This is a genomic window from Pseudanabaena cinerea FACHB-1277, assembly GCF_014696345.1.
In the GTDB taxonomy this organism is placed as follows: Bacteria; Cyanobacteriota; Cyanobacteriia; order Pseudanabaenales; family Pseudanabaenaceae; genus Pseudanabaena; species Pseudanabaena cinerea.
On record NZ_JACJPY010000020.1, the window covers coordinates 18,485 to 35,142 of the forward strand.

Sequence of the window (16,658 nt, forward strand, 5' to 3'; positions counted from 1 at the left end):
TGTGACTCAATTAAGATTCATTGATCTATTTGCTGGCATTGGTGGCTTTAGACTGGGATTCACCCAAGCAGGCTACCAATGCGTTTTTTCATGCGAAATTGATCCAACTTGTCAAGCGGTTTATGCAAATAACTTTGGTGAAACTCCATTTGCAGATATTACCAAAATTGACGTGCGATCTCTTCCTGATTTTGAAGTATTAACGGCTGGCTTTCCCTGTCAGCCTTTTAGTATTTGTGGTAAACGCAAGGGATTTGAAGACACTAGAGGCACATTATTTTTCCATATTTGTCGAATTATCGAAGCCAAACAACCAGCGATCGCCGTTTTAGAAAATGTCAAATATCTGATTTATCACGATAGCGGTAAAACTTTAGCAATTATCTTAGAATCACTTGAAGAGTTAGGCTATTACGTTAGCTATGCTTTACTCAATTCAAAGGATTTTGGTGTTCCTCAACATCGTGAAAGATTAGTTATTATTGCCAGTAAAAAACAAGTTTTTAATTTTAGAAATCTATCTCTTATTAAGCCAATTCCCAAATTAAAAGATTTTTTGTGTAAAGATGATAAATTTGAATACTTATTACCTGATGAATACACATTAATTGATAATCCTAAACATCAACAATCAGGCTTAATATTTACGGGCTATAGAACCAATAAAAGTATTTGGAAGAAAGGAGTAAGACCTAATACCGAACATCTATCAAGAGTGCATCATCAACCAAATCGCATTTATTCAGTAGAAGGAATTCATCCAACTATTCCATCTCAAGAAACTTCGGGAAGATTTTTTATCTATATTCCATCAGAGGATAGAGTTAGAAAACTAACTATTAATGAATGTTATAAAATTATGGGTTTCCCAGAATATTTTAAATCTTGCGAAATACTAGGTAGTTCTTACAAGCAAATAGGTAATTCAGTATGTGTGCCGATGATTTATCAAATCGCATTAGAAGTTAAGAAAGAATTATCTCAACCTATATCTAAATTAATACAAACTAACATATATAGTTCTAAACAATTATCACTTTTTAGCTAAAAAATGAATCATCGAGATAAATTAATTCAAATATACGAACTAATATCTAAAAAATCTACTGTAGTAGAAATTAAAAAAATACCACAAGAGATTTTAGGAAAAATTGATTTAATTGCTCAAAACTGCTCTAAACAAAAGGGAGTGTATACAGTACTGGTTACTCTCCTAATACATAAAACTTTGCATCCCCAACAAGATGTTAGATTTCACCAAGAAAATTTGCCAAATGGATTTTCAGGAAGAACTATTGATACAAAGTACATTACACCAACTCTTAAATCTTTGGGATTGCCTTCAATGTCAGAAAGTGGATGGTTAACACGTTCACTGGAACAACCATTTCCATATTTAATAGACTACCAAGGTAAAATCGGCGGCAAAGGGGTTAAAGATGCTTTTTTAAGTATTCTAGATTTTCTGGAGGCGAAAGTTAAGTCAACTAACCAGCAAAAAATAGCTGAACAGATGACTATCTATTTACTCCAAGCAGTAGTAGAAATAGCCAAAGAAGAAACTATTGAAATCCCAAAAATCGATGACAATAAAAAATCTGAGATCAAAATAAACGATATTGTTTCGGCATTGGAAGAACATTTTTACTGCAAAACCTATACAGCGAAGGGAACTTCAAAATTGCCTGTAATTGCCGTTTATGCAATATATGAATTAATCATAAAAGAAGTAAACAGGTATCAAAACTGCATCTTAAAGCCATTGGGTAGTCACACCGCTTCAGATAGAACTTCAAAAAGTGCAGGTGATATTGAAGTTCATTATTCAGAACCTCCTACTTCTCTTTTAGAGGTAATAGAAATTAAATTCGAGAAGCCTATAGATAAACATATAGTGGCGATCGCTACAGAAAAAATAGCCAAATTTAATCCTCAGAGATATTTAATTTTATCTTCAGCGAATGTTAAGCAAGAAGATGTGAGTGATATTTCTCGAATGATTGATGAAGTAGCTAATAAATACAAATGTCAAATAATCGTGAATGGGGTACTACCAACGATCAAGTATTATCTGAGACTAGTCAATGATTTATCTGAATTTATCAATGACTATTCTGCATTAATTGAACAAGATTGCGAAATAAATTTTGAACACAAACAAAAATGGAATGAAATAATCACTAGGTTTAGATAATACAACTGCTTTACACGCTATGTTAGCCATCTAACTTTTTGGGAGTAAGAGTGCTTTAACGCAAAACTAAATCCATAGCCTTTGTTTGCGGAATCCATTATGAAATCCACAAAAAATTGCTTTAATGCAAATCTAAGATGCTCTCTATTTTTGTAAGTGCTTCCATCTTATTTGCGCTAAGTTTAGGTGCAGATTCACTCAGAGTTAGTCTTGAAGGGTTTTAGGCTTGTTCTTGCGGTTATGATTATCCTATTAGCAGAATTATCAAAACCCCTCTTAATTAATCATGCAAATATCGATTCAAGATCTATCTCAAGAGCTATCCCATATTGAGGCAATTATCAACCCTGCTCAAGTTGCCAAACTTTCAGAAGATTATTATCACTTCAGTCCTGTTTTAGTGCCTTTGCTGTCGGGCAAGGTGGGGGATATTGTCTTCCGTCCTAAGGATGAGATGGAAGTATTACAAATTGCACAAGCTTGTGTCAAATATAAAGTGCCGATTACGGTGCGGGGTAGTGGTACTGGCAACTATGGTCAATGCACACCGCTCATGGGGGGCGTAATTTTAGAGACTTCCAAATTACAAGCAATTAAATGGATTAAGGCAGGTTTGGCAAGGGTTGAAACTGGGGTTAAACTAGCGGCATTGGACAAACAGGCACAGGAAATTGGCTGGGAATCGCGTATGGTTCCTTCTACGGTGCGAAGTGCAACAGTGGGTGGCTTTATTGCGGGAGGCAGTGGGGGCATCGGCTCGGTGTTGTATGGACAGTTACGCGATCGCGGCAATGTTAGGGCGGCACGGGTCGTCACCCTTGAGGATCAGCCAAGGATCATCGAGTTGCGCGGCGACGATGTGCAGAAGGTGAATCACGCCTATGGCACAAATGGCATCATTACAGAATTAGAAGTTCCCCTTGCACCTGCCTATGATTGGGAAGAGTTTGTGGTGAGCTTTGCCGATTTCATGACCGCCGCCAAGTTTGGGCAAGTCTTAGGTAATAGCGATGGCATTATCAAAAAAATGATTAGTGTCCATGCGGCTCCAATTCCTAGATTCTTTAACGCTTTACAAAGCTATATTCCCGCAAATGCTCATTGTGCTTTAATCTTAGTTGCCGCCAGCGATCGCGAACCATTTTTGAGCCTCGTCAAGGAATTTCAAGGAGAAATTTGCTATGAGAAATCGACACAAGAAATGGGTAAAGGGATTAGCCTAGTAGAATTTTCATGGAACCATACCACTCTCCATGCCCGTGCTGCGGATGCTTCTTTAACCTATCTGCAAAGCCTATTTCTCAACGATCCGCAATTACATTTATTGCAAAAGATGCACGAACATTTCGGTGATGAAGTGATCATGCATTTGGAGTTTATAAGGGTAAATGGGGTGGTCATTCCTGCGGCGCTGCAATTAGTGCGCTTTACAACTGGCGATCGCCTCAATGAAATCATTGAGTACCACGAATCCCAAGGCGTATTCATTGCCAATCCCCATACCTACATTCTCGAAGATGGCGGCATGAAGACCGTTGATCAAAATCAGCTAGACTTCAAGCGTTTAGTCGATCCTTACGGCTTGATGAATCCTTTGAAAATGAGAGCTTGGACTTAGGCAGCTTGTACAAGTTGTCCTAGACAACTTGTACACTGCGATAAGAGATACTTGTGAGAGAAGCGATCGCGTGTCAACCTCTTGGCAACTGCGAGATCTTCTGATACTCTCAAAAACAATCTCCTACTCGCTAAAGAACATGATCTCGCGATCTATTGGAAGCTGTTTTGATAGCGATCGCACCTTGTATCAGGCAAATGCTCTAAACACTAGAAAAAGCGAGTAATTGGGAAATTTCGAGCATTAAATTTTTGAAATTGGAGTGGAACCATGTTTAAAAAGTTTACAAAAATTATTAGTGTTGTATTAGTTGCTACTTTGTTAAATTTCCAGCTATTTGTCGGTAGTTCTTTTGCTTTAGAATTAGGCGAAGACATCCGCACCGTTGACTTAAACGATCAAGGTGATCCCGTCGTTCTCAGTCTAAAGCAAGTGAAAGAGGGCAAACGTTTATTTAATTACGCCTGCGCTCAATGTCATGCTGGGGGCATAACGAAGACTGATCAGAACGTAGGATTAGATCCTCAAGCTCTAGCACTAGCTACACCACCGCGTAACAATATCAAAAGCTTAGTGGATTATATGAAAAACCCTACTACCTACGATGGTGAAATAGAAATCTCTGAATTACACCCCAGTACCAAGAGTGCAGATATTTTTACCGAAATGCGAAACTTGACCGATGAGAATCTAGTAGCGATCGCTGGTCACATTCTTTTGCAACCTAAAATCTTGGGTAGTCAATGGGGTGGCGGTAAGATTTACTATTAATACCGAATAAAGAAATGGCTACGCCATTTTTTTGTTTAAAAACCCTTACTGGGTTTGGTTTTCAATTAACGAAAGTGTAGTCACACTTTCGTTAATTGGTATAAATACGCAATGTGCAACAAAGAATTACGAGGGAGAAGTCATGTCAAAGCTGCTGAGCGATCGCTGTAATAACCACGAATTTCCTTCCAAGACCAATCTCTAGGTAAATCTTTTTGTCCAGCTAAAATCCATACTTCTAATTCCTGCCAAGCGCATTCAGCTATAAATTTGCAACGATTTTGGTATTTATCTGTGAGAAAACTTTGGGCTTTTTTAGTCAGGTGATCTAGCTCTGCTCGCCGAGACGGTTTGCCATCACGATCAACACAAAGTAGGAATATGTCAACCATATTGTAGCGATCTAATATAGGTTGAATCTTTTCCCATTTCAAAGCTTGTTCTACTCCACCCAAACGTGGATCAGTACAAACTTTTACTTTTGCTTTAGGTTTACCAATTGATGCCATCATCGCTTCTATAATTGGTTGCAATGCGTTTTGATCATTTGTAAAATCTTCGGGAATTACAAGAACATTCATGGGTTCTGTACCTCTTCATCTTCGAGGAAATACATCGCATCTTCTAACCAACCTGAGTCGAGTAAGCTCGATAACCCATCGTTAGCAACAATTTCCCTAGCATTGGGAATATCCATAATTTTAGTGATGCGTGACTCGGCGCGATCGCCTATTCGATACATTAAAGAGGCATATTCGAGACTGGCAGGACTGAGGAAATTTAACAAAAGCGGTGAATGGGTTGTAATCACTATTTGCATTGAGCCATTAGCGACTTCTTGCTCCATTAGTTGTAGTAGTAAACTCAAACGATTGGGATGAATACCGTTTTCGGGTTCTTCAAAAAAGTAAAAGCGCGATCGCTGATTACCCAAAAGCGCTGCTAATAGTCCTAAAAATCGCAATGTTCCATCCGATGCACTATAAGCAGTTGTTTTCTGACCACTTGCTTCTTCGATTCTTAGTAAAACTTTGCCAGTAAAGTCTTCGGGAAAGTCAAAATCTTTTGCATCCATTGGTGTTAAGGCTTGCAACCAATCTAATAAAATCGCCTTACGGGTTTGATCGCGACAAATATCTAACATTACCGATGATAAATTTTCGCCGCGATCACCCAATGTATTTTGTCCCGCAAAAGATGGCAGTCTCATTACATCAGGACTGAGATCCAGAAATCTCATTTCGTTTATGGCATTTAAAGCTATTTCGCAGACTCGTTTTGCTGTTGAATGTGAAAATTGTTCTCGATCTAACTCTCCATATGGTTTAGCTCCCTTAGCAACTTGAGCAAGTACAGGGATATGATTAGCTAAGTAATCATAAACAGAATGTTCATAAATATCTTCATCAGTTTCTATATCTAATGTATAGTCTTCAAGATAGTCCAAAAAATGAATTTGACTAGAATTGGGATAAACTGGATGATTCAAATTAAAACTTGCTTCAAAAATAGGATCAGTTTTTTGATTACAGGATAGATGCTCTTTTTTAATGTATGGAAATGGATTATGTGTTGTATCTAATCCTAACTGGATAAAGTATTCAAGTTCAGATTTTTGATCCCCATCATCTACAGAAAAAGAAACAGAAATAGCAAATGAATTTGCTCCGCGATAGGCTATTTCTTTTGTCCCACCTCTTATACCTTGCCACTGCTGTACGCCATCCTCATACTTACCACCAATAATATCAGCAATACTATACCCTCGCGAAATGCCATGTAAAAACCTAAAAGCATCACGAATATTGCTCTTACCTGAAGCATTAGTCCCGACTAAAACCGTCAAATCTCCAAGGGAAAGTTCGGCATTTTTAAAACTTTTAAAATTTTCTAAGCGCAAACTCTTTAGCATTGAAATACTCAATATGGCTAGATTGGCAGATGGATTTGGGTATGGCAGTACTAACGCACAATTATTACGATCTATGTTTTGCTACCCTATCAGAACCTCACTGATTGCAATTTCTTGGGCTAAATTTATAACCGTGACCGAATTAATTTTGAGCAATAGGGCTTTGCGAGAATGCAAGAAGTGAGCGCGAAGCACTCACTTCCTTTAGATTTATAGATGATTTATAGATATTTCTGCAAAATCACCTTGAGGCGATCGCGACTAGCATCAGAGATCTGTGCCAAATCTGTCAAAATTGAAGTCTTGAGCGCATGGTGTGCCTCTGACTTCGGCGGATTAGCTGCAATCTTGGCTACGGCATTTTGAATTACCTTTTGGGCATTGGCAGCATTTTTTTGCAAATTCTGCACGACCATTTCCACGGTCACGCTCTCATGATCGTCATGCCAACAGTCATAGTCTGTCACCAATGCGATCGTGGCATAGGCAATTTCCGCTTCACGGGCAAGCTTAGCTTCAGTCAAGTTAGTCATGCCGATCACCTTCGCGCCCCAACTGCGATAAAGCAACGACTCCGCCTTCGTAGAAAAAGCTGGTCCCTCCATGCAGAGATAAATCCCACCCTTATGTACCTTATTGCGCCCTAGATCGATATTTTCTGCCGCCGATGCGACTACTGATAGCAAAGCCTTACAAATTGGCTCTGCAAAAGCAACATGAGCAACGACCCCTTCACCAAAAAACGTTGCTGTTCGCCCATTAGTGCGATCGATAAACTGGTCAGGCAATACAATATCCAAAGGACGGGCATATTCCTGTAATGAGCCAACCGCCGAAGCGGAAATAATATACTCTACCCCTAGGCTCTTCATTGCATAGATATTGGCGCGATAGGGAACCTCTGAGGGTAGCAAATGATGCGATCGCCCATGCCTTGCTAAAAATAAAACGGAAGTACCTGATAACTCGCCATAGATGAGCGCGTCTGAAGTTTTACCAAAGGGGGTATCGATATTTACTTCTTGAATGTTGGTGAGAGCAGACATTTTGTAGAGTCCACTGCCACCAATGATGCCTATTTGTGCGCTTACTGTCATGGTAATTAAAGATTTAGGTATAGTTCAAGGATAAATTGCGAATAACTTAGGAAATGCTGGTAATGCTTTTTTCTGTTAGCAATTCTGATAATAGTTGAGATAGTTGCTCAGTATTAGCATGATAAACCTCACCACAGAAATGGCAAATCGCCTCTGCACCGCGATCGTCAGCAATCATCAGTTTTAGCTCCTCCTCACCCATAATTTTGATTGCCCCTAACATCCGATCCCATGAGCAAGGGCAATGAAACTGTACCTCCTTACCCATCGGCAAGATTTCTAGATCTATATCCGCCAACAACTCCTGCATTACTGCTTCCAATGCCTTACCCTGCGCCAAAAGCGATCGCCATTGCGACACAGCCCCCTTAGACTCCAATTGCATAATTAAAGACTCTTGGGACAGATTGGCAGTTTTTGCAGCTCTCAATGCCGCCTTGGGCATCACCTGCAATAGCATCCCGATCGCAAATTTGACAGGTGCATCCATACCTGCTGCAATTTCTTCGGTATTGATTTCTTCAACAAAAAGCACTTGTGAGTAAGTCTGTTCAGAAGAAGCCAGAAACCAACCAATGTCATCGGATACATTACCTGCAACTAGCTCAACCGTGCTGCTGTAGGGTTCGCCATAGCCAACATCGCGCAATACCTTAAGTAGCCCCACAGAGCCGATCGCCTGCTGTACATTTTGACCGCCATCACCATTAGCGGGTAAATCAATATCAGGATTCGCCACAAAACCACGCACTGTGCCATCAAACCCCGCATCAGCATATACCAACCCCAAATCGCCATCTCCTGCTAACCTAACATTTACCCGCGCCTGCGGCTGTTTCATACTAGAAGCAAGCAAGAGACTGGCACTCATGGCACGTCCGAGGGCGGCGGTGGCAACAGCCGATAAATGATGGCGGCGATAGGCTTCATTGAGTGACTGAGTAATATCAACACCGACCACCCGCACCCTCGCATTAGCGGCGATCGCCCTAATTAATCGATCCTGCATGAATTTTTTCTATCCTTTTTTGTAGGCAAGCCAATGATAATAGGCTATTGTCATATCAATTTTATCGATAAACTCCAAGAATTAACCGATCGTGCCAAGTGTCGCACCAGTAACTCTTGAGCTTTTAAAGTCCTAACTCTCAATAACACAGCTATATCAGACATTATGGAAGACTCGCAAATGCCAGCAATGGGGCGGCCAACCTATCTATTAATTAGAGCCTTTGGTTATTGCTGCCTAGTTCTCTCTCTCCTCGACAACTTTGTATTAGCAATTCCCTTTAAATTTACAGATGCTGTATGGGAGCTAAGTTTATACGGTCAATTGATTGAAAGAATCCCATTATTATTATTGGCGTTTCCTTTAGTATTTATGGGGGAATATAGCGCCAGAATGCCTTGGGAAAGAATCATCACCAGAATTGTGGCTTGGATTGCAATAATTGCCGCAGTTTTATTACTGCTTGGAGTCCCTTTGGCGATCGTCAATACCGTGCGCGTGCAAAATATTCGTCATAGTGAAATTATTGCTAAGGTTGCCCAACAAAATGGTCCGATCCAAGAGGTTGCTGATCGTCTCAGTAAAGCCAATACCGATGACGAAATTCGCAACATTTTACAGGCGATTAATGCCCAAGCCAATATTAGCGATAGGATTAATCTCCAAGAAGCAAAACAAACATTACTAGCTGAGATCGAGAAGTCTGTACTCAAAAATCAGACTGAAGCCGATGTTTTAAAACGCCGAGCAACGATTTCCCTTTGGAAAGATGGGGCGAAATGGGCGATCGCTGGCTTATTTTCTGGACTATTTCTTGTGTATGTATGGCTACAGTCAAAATGGACTAGGGTTGGTATTAGCTATTAGCTATTAGCAGCTATTAGCTACAGGCTTTCACGGTTTTAAGCTAGGGCAAAACGCTGAAATTTAAAAAATGCAAATAGGCGGCGCATTGCGCCGCCTATTTGAGGTTTATTGCAGTGTGCAAGTTGTCCATGACAATTTGCACTCCATCAAATCCATATTTTCTATCTTCGGTTTTCACCTTGTCCGTACCAATGTGAAAACAAATATAGTTAATGGCGGTGCGGAATTAATCCGCGTCTTTTGGGTAAGGTAATTGAATCTTGTAAAAATTGCCGCAAATGCTGTACATGGGGATTGTCAGCATAAATTGCTAATTTTTCTAGGGCATCCGCCAATGTGAGATCTTGATGGTAGAGCAATCGAAAGGCAGACTTGAGAGCTTGCTGCGTATCGGCATCCAGTCCAGCGCGGTCAATGCCCACACGGTTGAGGGTACGCACCCTCGAAGGATTGCCCTCAACAAGAATATAGGGTGGCACATCCCGTTCGATCCGACTCATGCCGCCAATCATTGACAGCCGCCCAATCCGCACAAATTGATGTACACCCAACACACCGCTTAATCTGGCATTAGACTCGATATGTACATGACCCGCAAGGGCAACCCCATTGGCAATAATCACCCGATCCTCGATTTCGCAGTTATGCCCCACATGGACATAGGCCATTAGTAAGTTGCCATTACCGATACGGGTGACTTCATGGGCTTCATTAGCCCGATTGATCGTCACATATTCGCGGATGCGGTTATCATTGCCAATCTGCACCAGACTATCTGCGCCTAGATATTTTAAATCCTGTGAGTCGAGTCCGATCGCTGCACCAGGGTAAATGTGATTGCGATCGCCGATTTCGGTGTGTCCTTCAACAATCGCGTGATGTCCAATCACAGAGTGAGCGCCAATTTTAACCTGCTCACCAATGACAGCATAAGCGCCCACCTTGACAGTCGGATGTAGTTGGGCATCAGGATGCACTATGGCTGTCGGGTGAATAAATTCAGACACAGGCACATGGGACACAGGCATAAAAAGTTTGGCTCGCTTAGTTATTAAGTTAGATCGCTCGGATGAGATCCTTAGTTAAAGTAATTAATTAAATTAGCTTGACCAGTTGGATCTCTGCTTTAGACCACTTTATGTAAGCGGGGCAGCACTTACATAAAGTAAAAATACATAAAGTAAAAACATTATCAGAGTAATGTCTTTGACTTTTAAAATTTGCCTTTCAAGAGCAGGGTAGCTGCTTTGGAAAATGGGGTAGATGATAATGGCAAATATGATCGATTACAACTCAACCAATGAAAACATTAACTCACCTTCGCAAGCCAGTTGACCATCAACTTCCACCCGCCCCTGCATTTTGCCAAAGCGCTTGCGGGCAACTAAAAGTTCTGTGGTAATCGTCAAGCGATCGCCTGGTACAACAGGGCGACGGAAGCGCACTTTGTCGATACCAGCAAATAATGATAGTTGATTTTCCATGCCTGGTAAGTGTCTCAACACGATCCCGCCCACCTGTGCCATCGCTTCCACGATTAGCACCCCTGGCATAATCGGATGCTCTGGGAAATGTCCTTGAAAGAATGGCTCGTTAAAGGTGACATTTTTGATGCCCACGGCGGACTTATTGGGGACAAAATCAATAATTCGATCTACCAACAAAAATGGATAGCGATGGGGCAGTAATTTTTGAATGTCTTCAATCATCAAGACTTTTTTGACAATGGCAATATCAGGATCTTGTGCTGACTCTGGTGCAACATCTGTCTGAGTGCTGTTAGTGGGTATATTGGCAATATTGGTTTCATCAATAATTTCGGTACTGGTGGCGGTCAAGGTTGACATATTTTTAAATGCTTGCAGATGCTTTTTTATAAGGGTTTTTGATATTTTTTGGTTGGTGTTGGTTAATTACTGAGTCAGCAATTGTGAGGCTTTAGTCCCATTGGCGATCGCGACCGCCAATTCAGCATGGAGATTGTGACTCGCTTTGTAAGCCACAATATGCGCCCTCGGTAAAAATCCTAGCAAGCTTAGGTCGCCAATGAGATCTAAAAGTTTATGACGACAGGGTTCATTGTCAAAGCGTAAGGGCGGATTTACCCAGCGATCGCCGTCACAAACGATCGCATTCTCTAGACTGCCCCCCTTAATTAGCCCTGCGGCTCGCATTTGATCAATGTAAGCGGCAAGGGTAAAAGTACGGGCAGGGGCAATATCTTGGGCAAATGCCGCCGCAAAATCTTCAACCTTGGGCGACCAGCTAAACCACTGCTCGCCGATCGCTTGACTAGGAAACTCGATGCCATAGGTAAAGCGCAGGTGATCGGCGGGGATCGCTGTCACAAAACTATCACCCTTAGCGATCGTGAGCGGTTGTGGTAAGGCAATTAGGCGATCGCCCTCAGCTTGTAACTCAATACCAACTTGGGCGATCGCCTCCACCCAAGGCAGCGCCGATCCGTCCAGAATTGGCAACTCTGGGCGATCGAGTTCTATACAGGCATTATGCACACCCATACCAAACAAAGCCGACAGCAAATGCTCCACCGTCCGCACGCCAGCGCCATTTTGCCTCAACTCAGTTGATAGCTGTGAAGCTGTCACCACATTAGTACTAGCAGGAATTTTTTGATCGCCAATCATAAAATAGCGACCCGCATCAATGGGCGCAGGGCTGACGGTTACTGTCACCGCTTCGCCACTATGTAACCCAACCCCTGACAGTGAAAATGGAGACGCGATCGTCTGTTGATAAAGCATGGCTAGAATTTTTCCCCTAGACCAAAGCTAAACTGCGTACCGCCATTGGAAGCCAGACCATAATCAACACGGATCGAACCTAGCGGTGATTGCACTCTCACGCCAATCCCATAGCCCGCGCCACTACCTGGCTTATTTCGCGCTCCCGCAGGGTTGCCTGGTACTGCCGAAGCAGAGCCAAGGTCAGTGCCATAATCAAAGAACAGCACACCGCCCACAATACTAAACACAGGGAAACGATATTCTGCTGAGAACGTGGCAAAGCTTCGCCCACTGCCAATCTTGCCCTCATCCCAACCCCTTATTGAGTTGCTACCACCCAACTGGAAAGCCTCATAGGGGGGCAGGGTTCCAAAAACTGTCCCACCCTGAAAGTTAAAGCCAAGGGTTTGCGCTCCCTCCGAAAAATTTAGGAAGTTAACAGGAATAAAGTAGCTATAACTAGCCCGTATGCGGTTTAGAAAAACTGACCCCGAACCAATTGGCACAGACTGCTCAGTGGCAACCCGAAATACCGATCCAGAAGATGGCTTAATCGGGTTATCCCTTTGGTCATTGGCATAGGCAAATTGCAACAGCAATAGATCATCTTGACCAGTGCCACTAGCGGATAGGGGATTGCCAAGGGAGTCAGTGGCAGTAACTTGATTGTTATTACTATTGGTGACACTTACCCTCTCATAGCGCAAACCAACGGAGGCAGTAGTACCCGCGCCAAGGGGACGCGAGAAGCTAAAACCAGTCCCCAATCGGTTAATGCGGGGGCTAACATTATCTTTACCAATGCCAATGGGACTATCAAAAATATAGCTAAAAAGACTGCGGTTAAAGATATTTGCGGTGAAGGAGGTGCGGTAAGGATCTCCCGCTAGCCAAGGATCGGTAAAGTTAAGATCGAACAATAGTTCCCGTTCACCAACTTGGATATCCAAGCCGAGCTTTTGGTTGTTGCCGCCCAAATTTTGCTGCTGAAAGCTGACCGTACCAAATAGTCCTGTTGAGGAGCTAAGCCCCGCACCCGCCGAAATCGAGCCAGTACTGCGCTCTTTAACATTGACCGTAACAATCACCTTGCGCGGGTCAGTACCAGGAGCTAGTCCAATATTCAAATCCTCAAATAGCCCCAAGGCAAATACTTTTTGGAGATCGCCTTCAACGGTCTTACGGTTAAAAATCTCGCCCTCTTTAATGGACAGTTCCCGCGTGATGATGAAGTCCCTAGTTGTGCCTGTAACTGGCTTACCTTCATTATCTACGGTCTTGCCGTCTTCATTGATAAAGGCAACCTTGATCCCTTCAATTACCCCTTCAGATACGATTAGGTTAATGACACCTTCGGGGGTTGCTTTGATATCAACCACTTGAGCCAATACAAAGCCTTTGTCCTGATAGGATTTTTCCAGTTCCTTAACCCCAGCCTGAATATCTTTGAGGTTGGTGATTTTGCCAATTTGCGAACCAAAAATGCGATCGACCTCTTTCTGTTCTAATACCTTTGCGCCCTCGGTATTAACTGCCTTAAGTACGGGGTTAGGTAGCACAAAAAAGGTGACACGCACACCGATATCAGTGTCTTCTGGCTCTGCCTGCACATTCGAGAAAAAACCTGTGGCAAATACGGCATTAATATCTGCCTGAAGCTGGGTACGGGTGACAGTCTGCCCTGGTTTGGTGGCAATGACACTATAGATTTGCTGTTCTAACTCAGGAGGCAGAGGTGGCTGCCCTTCGGGTGGCTTGATCACCACTTCACCAACAAGTACTTGCGCTTCGGGCGCAGATATGGGCGGTGTGGCGGGAGGCGTGAAGGTGGGCGGTGTAGCAGGTTGAGAAGGCTCTGGGGATGCGGGGGCTTGAGCAATCTCTTGCTTGGGGGGAGCAGCCTGCGCCAGCAATGAGTCTATTGATAATGTGCTGGTGGCAAGGGCTGTAATTATGAGCAAGTTTATACGCATAGAGTCTTCCAAACACCTACAGGATTTTTTTACGGGAAACTTAAATAATTGTATCAGCGTGAGACTATGGGTATAAAGTTTCTCATTGTCATTAACAGATTACAGCAATTTGCTGTTAAACCCAAATTTATCAGAAGAATAGGTTCAACTCCCCGTGCTTCTAGCACGGATTTATGTCTATCGTCAAGGCTTATTTGTAACTCAGCGCGATCGCGCTATTTAGGTAAAAAGCTGGATGCTTGCCTTTTGAAGGACTTCCCTTAATGTGTCGATGGCAACGGGTTTAGTCATGTAATCATACATACCGATCGCCAAGCAGTCATCCTTAGTTTCAGCAAAGGCATTGGCAGTTAAGGCAATTACTAAGGGCTTCACGTAAGGATAGCCGTCCTGAGTATTATTGAAATTATTTACTGTCGATGGCTGTTGGCGATCGCCCTGATGCCAATAATTATGGGCGATCATTTTAGTTGCCTCCAAACCATCCATATGCGGCATCTGAATATCCATCAAAATCACATCGTAAATATGATTTTCTAGTTTTGCCAATACTTCTAAACCGTCTTTGGCAACATCGGCTTTATAGCCTAACTTCTGTAGCATTCGCAATACAATTATCTGGTTAACCTGATTATCCTCTGCTAAGAGAATATCTAGGTTTGGATTAATCTTGGCAGCATCATTGACTAAGAAACCCATAAGATTTGGGTTAAATATAGAACTATCTGGAATAATTTGGTTGTCATCTAAAGACAAATTCTTTATCGGGTTATCATCGGGAACATCTTGGACTAGCTTTACAAGTATATTAAATCTAAATAGAGAGCCTCGATGGAGGGAGCTAGATGCAGATATATCGCCTCCCATTAAATGGATTAGATGTTTACTAAGAGGCAATCCTAGTCCAGTTCCTTCATAAAAACGATTGCCCAAGTCTGCTTGAAATAAGGGATCAAAAATAAATTCTAAGTCTGATTCACTAATACCAATACCTGTATCTTCCACTTCAAAATAGAGAGGAATATATTGAGATTCTTGGAGATGATCTGGTAAAATTGTTTCAGAACTAATCCGCAGGGTCACACCGCCTGTATCGGTAAACTTCAAGGCATTATCTAGAATGTTAACCAATATTTGTTTCAGTTTTAATTCGTCAGTTTCAATTAAGCTATTAATATTTGCTTGATTTTCCAATTTAAAGAATAGCTGTTTTTGTCTAACCTTAAATGCAATAACTTCTTGAACACCTTTGATTAAGTCACTGATATAAAATTGCTTAATATCCAGTTTTTGTCTTCCTGGTTCCATTTTAGTAATTACTAAAATGCTATTGATCATATTTAACAGATTCTGCCCACTTTGGCTAATGATATTGATCTGTTCTTTAGTTTCTGTTGGTATTTGATCATCTTCAAGAATTAGTTGGGCAAAGCCTAAAATTGCGTTGAGAGGGGTTCTTAGCTCATGGCTCATATTAGCTAAGAACAGACTTTTGGCTTTGCTAGACTCTTGTGCCAATTCCTTGGCTTGTTGCAGTTCTAGGTTAGTATCTGTTAGCTCGGCAGTACGTTCAATCACCTTCTGCTCTAGAAACTGACTTAAATCAGATAGCTCTTTATTGATTTTACTCAATTCAGCATTTTTCTGACTTTCTACCGCCCGTAATTGGGCGATCGCAGCGACTAATGTATTGGCTAAGAAAGCAATTTCATTATCGGGTAACATCTTAGGCAGTTTGATATTGTCTAATGCCTGACTATTGACGATCTCCGTATGTAATGATTTAAGAGGCTGTATTGCATATTTATGAATTAGCGTTAGCATTAAAAACAAGATTGCTAAAATGCCAATGAACATAGTAATTGTGGTGGTGACAAATATTGCCCAAGCCTCATTTCGCACCTGTTCTAAATCAATAGCCACAATTGCTAATCCGCGCTGATTGAAATATTGATTACCATTATCAAAAAGTTTGCTGCTAAATGGCAATATATGCACAAATGCCTGTTTGTTTTTAATTTTTGTTTGGATGACTATCTCTAATCCAGAGGTTGCAGCTTGGATAAAAGCATTGTCCAATTCGGAAGATATGCCACTAAACTTATGCTTGTTAGTAGAGGGGTTGCTGGGCTTGACTGATTTATTAAGAACTAACGATTTGCCATCGGGAGCAACTATATCGATATCGACAATTTTGGGTAAGGTGGCATAGTTTTGCACCATGCGCTGCAAAATACTGGTATTCCCATATTCTAATAGCCCCTCGGTGGCAAATTCTAAGCTGCGAGCGATCGCCTGACCATTACTTTTGACTTGTTTATCTAGATCATTTTGTAATAGGCGATAATTAATCACTAGGGTCAGCGTTCCCACTAACACTATGGCTAAACTAAAACCGCTTAATAGTTGACTAGATAAGCTCTTTTTCATCGGGACTAAGTTTTATGCGTTATATTCATAAGCTATTTCT

General features: G+C 41.7%; 14 protein-coding genes. 5 read left to right on the top strand and 9 right to left on the bottom strand.

The annotated features are described in order from the left end of the window. The first annotated feature begins 1 nt into the window (after position 1). From H6F44_RS08470 to psbV, 4 genes are all read left to right on the top strand, one after another. Positions 2-1,048 (top strand): DNA cytosine methyltransferase, encoded by a 1,047-nt coding sequence (locus tag H6F44_RS08470; RefSeq protein ID WP_190350518.1) that lies wholly within the window; start codon positions 2-4, stop codon positions 1,046-1,048. 3 nt (positions 1,049-1,051) lie between these two features. Continuing rightward, complete coding sequence (locus H6F44_RS08475) at positions 1,052-2,194, top strand: hypothetical protein (RefSeq protein WP_190350519.1); 1,143 nt, start codon at positions 1,052-1,054, stop codon at positions 2,192-2,194. 286 nt (positions 2,195-2,480) lie between these two features. Further along, the gene (locus H6F44_RS08480) at positions 2,481-3,812 is read left to right on the top strand and encodes an FAD-binding oxidoreductase (protein ID WP_190350520.1); all 1,332 of its coding nucleotides are present in this window, start codon (positions 2,481-2,483) and stop codon (positions 3,810-3,812) included. 270 nt (positions 3,813-4,082) lie between these two features. Further along, positions 4,083-4,583 (top strand): photosystem II cytochrome c-550, encoded by a 501-nt coding sequence (gene psbV / locus H6F44_RS08485; RefSeq protein ID WP_190350521.1) that lies wholly within the window; start codon positions 4,083-4,085, stop codon positions 4,581-4,583. A gap of 140 nt (positions 4,584-4,723) precedes the next feature. Here the strand turns inward: psbV and H6F44_RS08490 are convergent, their stop codons facing one another. From H6F44_RS08490 to hslO, 4 genes are all read right to left on the bottom strand, one after another. Beyond that, positions 4,724-5,164: a hypothetical protein gene (locus H6F44_RS08490; protein WP_190350522.1), complete on the bottom strand. Its 441-nt coding sequence runs from the start codon at positions 5,162-5,164 to the stop codon at positions 4,724-4,726. Next, positions 5,161-6,495, bottom strand: a complete 1,335-nt coding sequence (locus H6F44_RS08495; RefSeq protein WP_190350523.1) for an AAA family ATPase — start codon at positions 6,493-6,495, stop codon at positions 5,161-5,163. The genes H6F44_RS08490 and H6F44_RS08495 overlap by 4 nt, the downstream gene beginning before the upstream one ends. 221 nt (positions 6,496-6,716) lie before the next feature. Further along, entirely contained in the window at positions 6,717-7,592 is an 876-nt protein-coding gene (locus H6F44_RS08500; RefSeq protein ID WP_190350524.1) for an S-methyl-5'-thioadenosine phosphorylase, read from the bottom strand. A gap of 46 nt (positions 7,593-7,638) precedes the next feature. After that, positions 7,639-8,601 carry an Hsp33 family molecular chaperone HslO gene (gene hslO / locus H6F44_RS08505; protein ID WP_190350525.1) on the bottom strand — a complete coding sequence of 321 codons (963 nt, stop codon included), beginning with the start codon at positions 8,599-8,601 and terminating at the stop codon, positions 7,639-7,641. Positions 8,602-8,766: 165 nt separating this feature from the next. Here hslO and hpsJ-A point away from each other — a divergent pair, with 165 nt between their 5' ends. Beyond that, positions 8,767-9,468, top strand: coding sequence for an HpsJ-like protein, cyanoexosortase A-associated (gene hpsJ-A / locus H6F44_RS08510; protein WP_190350526.1), 702 nt, complete (start codon positions 8,767-8,769; stop codon positions 9,466-9,468). A 209-nt stretch (positions 9,469-9,677) separates the two neighbouring features. Here hpsJ-A and lpxA read toward each other — a convergent pair whose 3' ends face one another. The 5 genes from lpxA to H6F44_RS08535 all read right to left on the bottom strand — a co-directional run bounded on the left by lpxA (position 9,678) and on the right by H6F44_RS08535 (position 16,618). Next, on the bottom strand, positions 9,678-10,496 hold the full coding sequence (gene lpxA, locus H6F44_RS08515; protein ID WP_190350527.1) for an acyl-ACP--UDP-N-acetylglucosamine O-acyltransferase: 819 nt from the start codon (positions 10,494-10,496) through the stop codon (positions 9,678-9,680). 258 nt (positions 10,497-10,754) lie between these two features. Continuing rightward, positions 10,755-11,315 carry a 3-hydroxyacyl-ACP dehydratase FabZ gene (gene fabZ, locus H6F44_RS08520; RefSeq protein ID WP_190350528.1) on the bottom strand — a complete coding sequence of 187 codons (561 nt, stop codon included), beginning with the start codon at positions 11,313-11,315 and terminating at the stop codon, positions 10,755-10,757. Between the two features lie 66 nt (positions 11,316-11,381). Continuing rightward, positions 11,382-12,233: a UDP-3-O-acyl-N-acetylglucosamine deacetylase gene (gene lpxC, locus H6F44_RS08525; RefSeq protein ID WP_190350529.1), complete on the bottom strand. Its 852-nt coding sequence runs from the start codon at positions 12,231-12,233 to the stop codon at positions 11,382-11,384. A gap of 2 nt (positions 12,234-12,235) precedes the next feature. Then, a complete protein-coding gene (locus H6F44_RS08530) occupies positions 12,236-14,188 on the bottom strand; it encodes a BamA/TamA family outer membrane protein (protein WP_190350530.1) in 1,953 nt (650 codons plus the stop codon). 219 nt (positions 14,189-14,407) lie between these two features. Continuing rightward, complete coding sequence (locus tag H6F44_RS08535; protein ID WP_190350531.1) at positions 14,408-16,618, bottom strand: ATP-binding protein; 2,211 nt, start codon at positions 16,616-16,618, stop codon at positions 14,408-14,410. Positions 16,619-16,658: the final 40 nt, after the last annotated feature.

Excerpts from the sequence above, each read along its gene's own strand:
- hpsJ-A (WP_190350526.1), top strand. The coding sequence starts at position 8,767 with ATGGAAGACTCGCAAATGCCAGCAATGGGGCGGCCAACCTATCTATTA.
- lpxA (WP_190350527.1), bottom strand. The coding sequence starts at position 10,496 with ATGCCTGTGTCCCATGTGCCTGTGTCTGAATTTATTCACCCGACAGCC.
- hslO (WP_190350525.1), bottom strand. The coding sequence starts at position 8,601 with ATGCAGGATCGATTAATTAGGGCGATCGCCGCTAATGCGAGGGTGCGG.
- H6F44_RS08530 (WP_190350530.1), bottom strand. The coding sequence starts at position 14,188 with ATGCGTATAAACTTGCTCATAATTACAGCCCTTGCCACCAGCACATTA.
- H6F44_RS08480 (WP_190350520.1), top strand. The coding sequence starts at position 2,481 with ATGCAAATATCGATTCAAGATCTATCTCAAGAGCTATCCCATATTGAG.
- H6F44_RS08495 (WP_190350523.1), bottom strand. The coding sequence starts at position 6,495 with ATGCTAAAGAGTTTGCGCTTAGAAAATTTTAAAAGTTTTAAAAATGCC.
- H6F44_RS08500 (WP_190350524.1), bottom strand. The coding sequence starts at position 7,592 with ATGACAGTAAGCGCACAAATAGGCATCATTGGTGGCAGTGGACTCTAC.
- lpxC (WP_190350529.1), bottom strand. The coding sequence starts at position 12,233 with ATGCTTTATCAACAGACGATCGCGTCTCCATTTTCACTGTCAGGGGTT.
- H6F44_RS08490 (WP_190350522.1), bottom strand. The coding sequence starts at position 5,164 with ATGAATGTTCTTGTAATTCCCGAAGATTTTACAAATGATCAAAACGCA.
- psbV (WP_190350521.1), top strand. The coding sequence starts at position 4,083 with ATGTTTAAAAAGTTTACAAAAATTATTAGTGTTGTATTAGTTGCTACT.
- H6F44_RS08475 (WP_190350519.1), top strand. The coding sequence starts at position 1,052 with ATGAATCATCGAGATAAATTAATTCAAATATACGAACTAATATCTAAA.
- fabZ (WP_190350528.1), bottom strand. The coding sequence starts at position 11,315 with ATGTCAACCTTGACCGCCACCAGTACCGAAATTATTGATGAAACCAAT.
- H6F44_RS08535 (WP_190350531.1), bottom strand. The coding sequence starts at position 16,618 with ATGAAAAAGAGCTTATCTAGTCAACTATTAAGCGGTTTTAGTTTAGCC.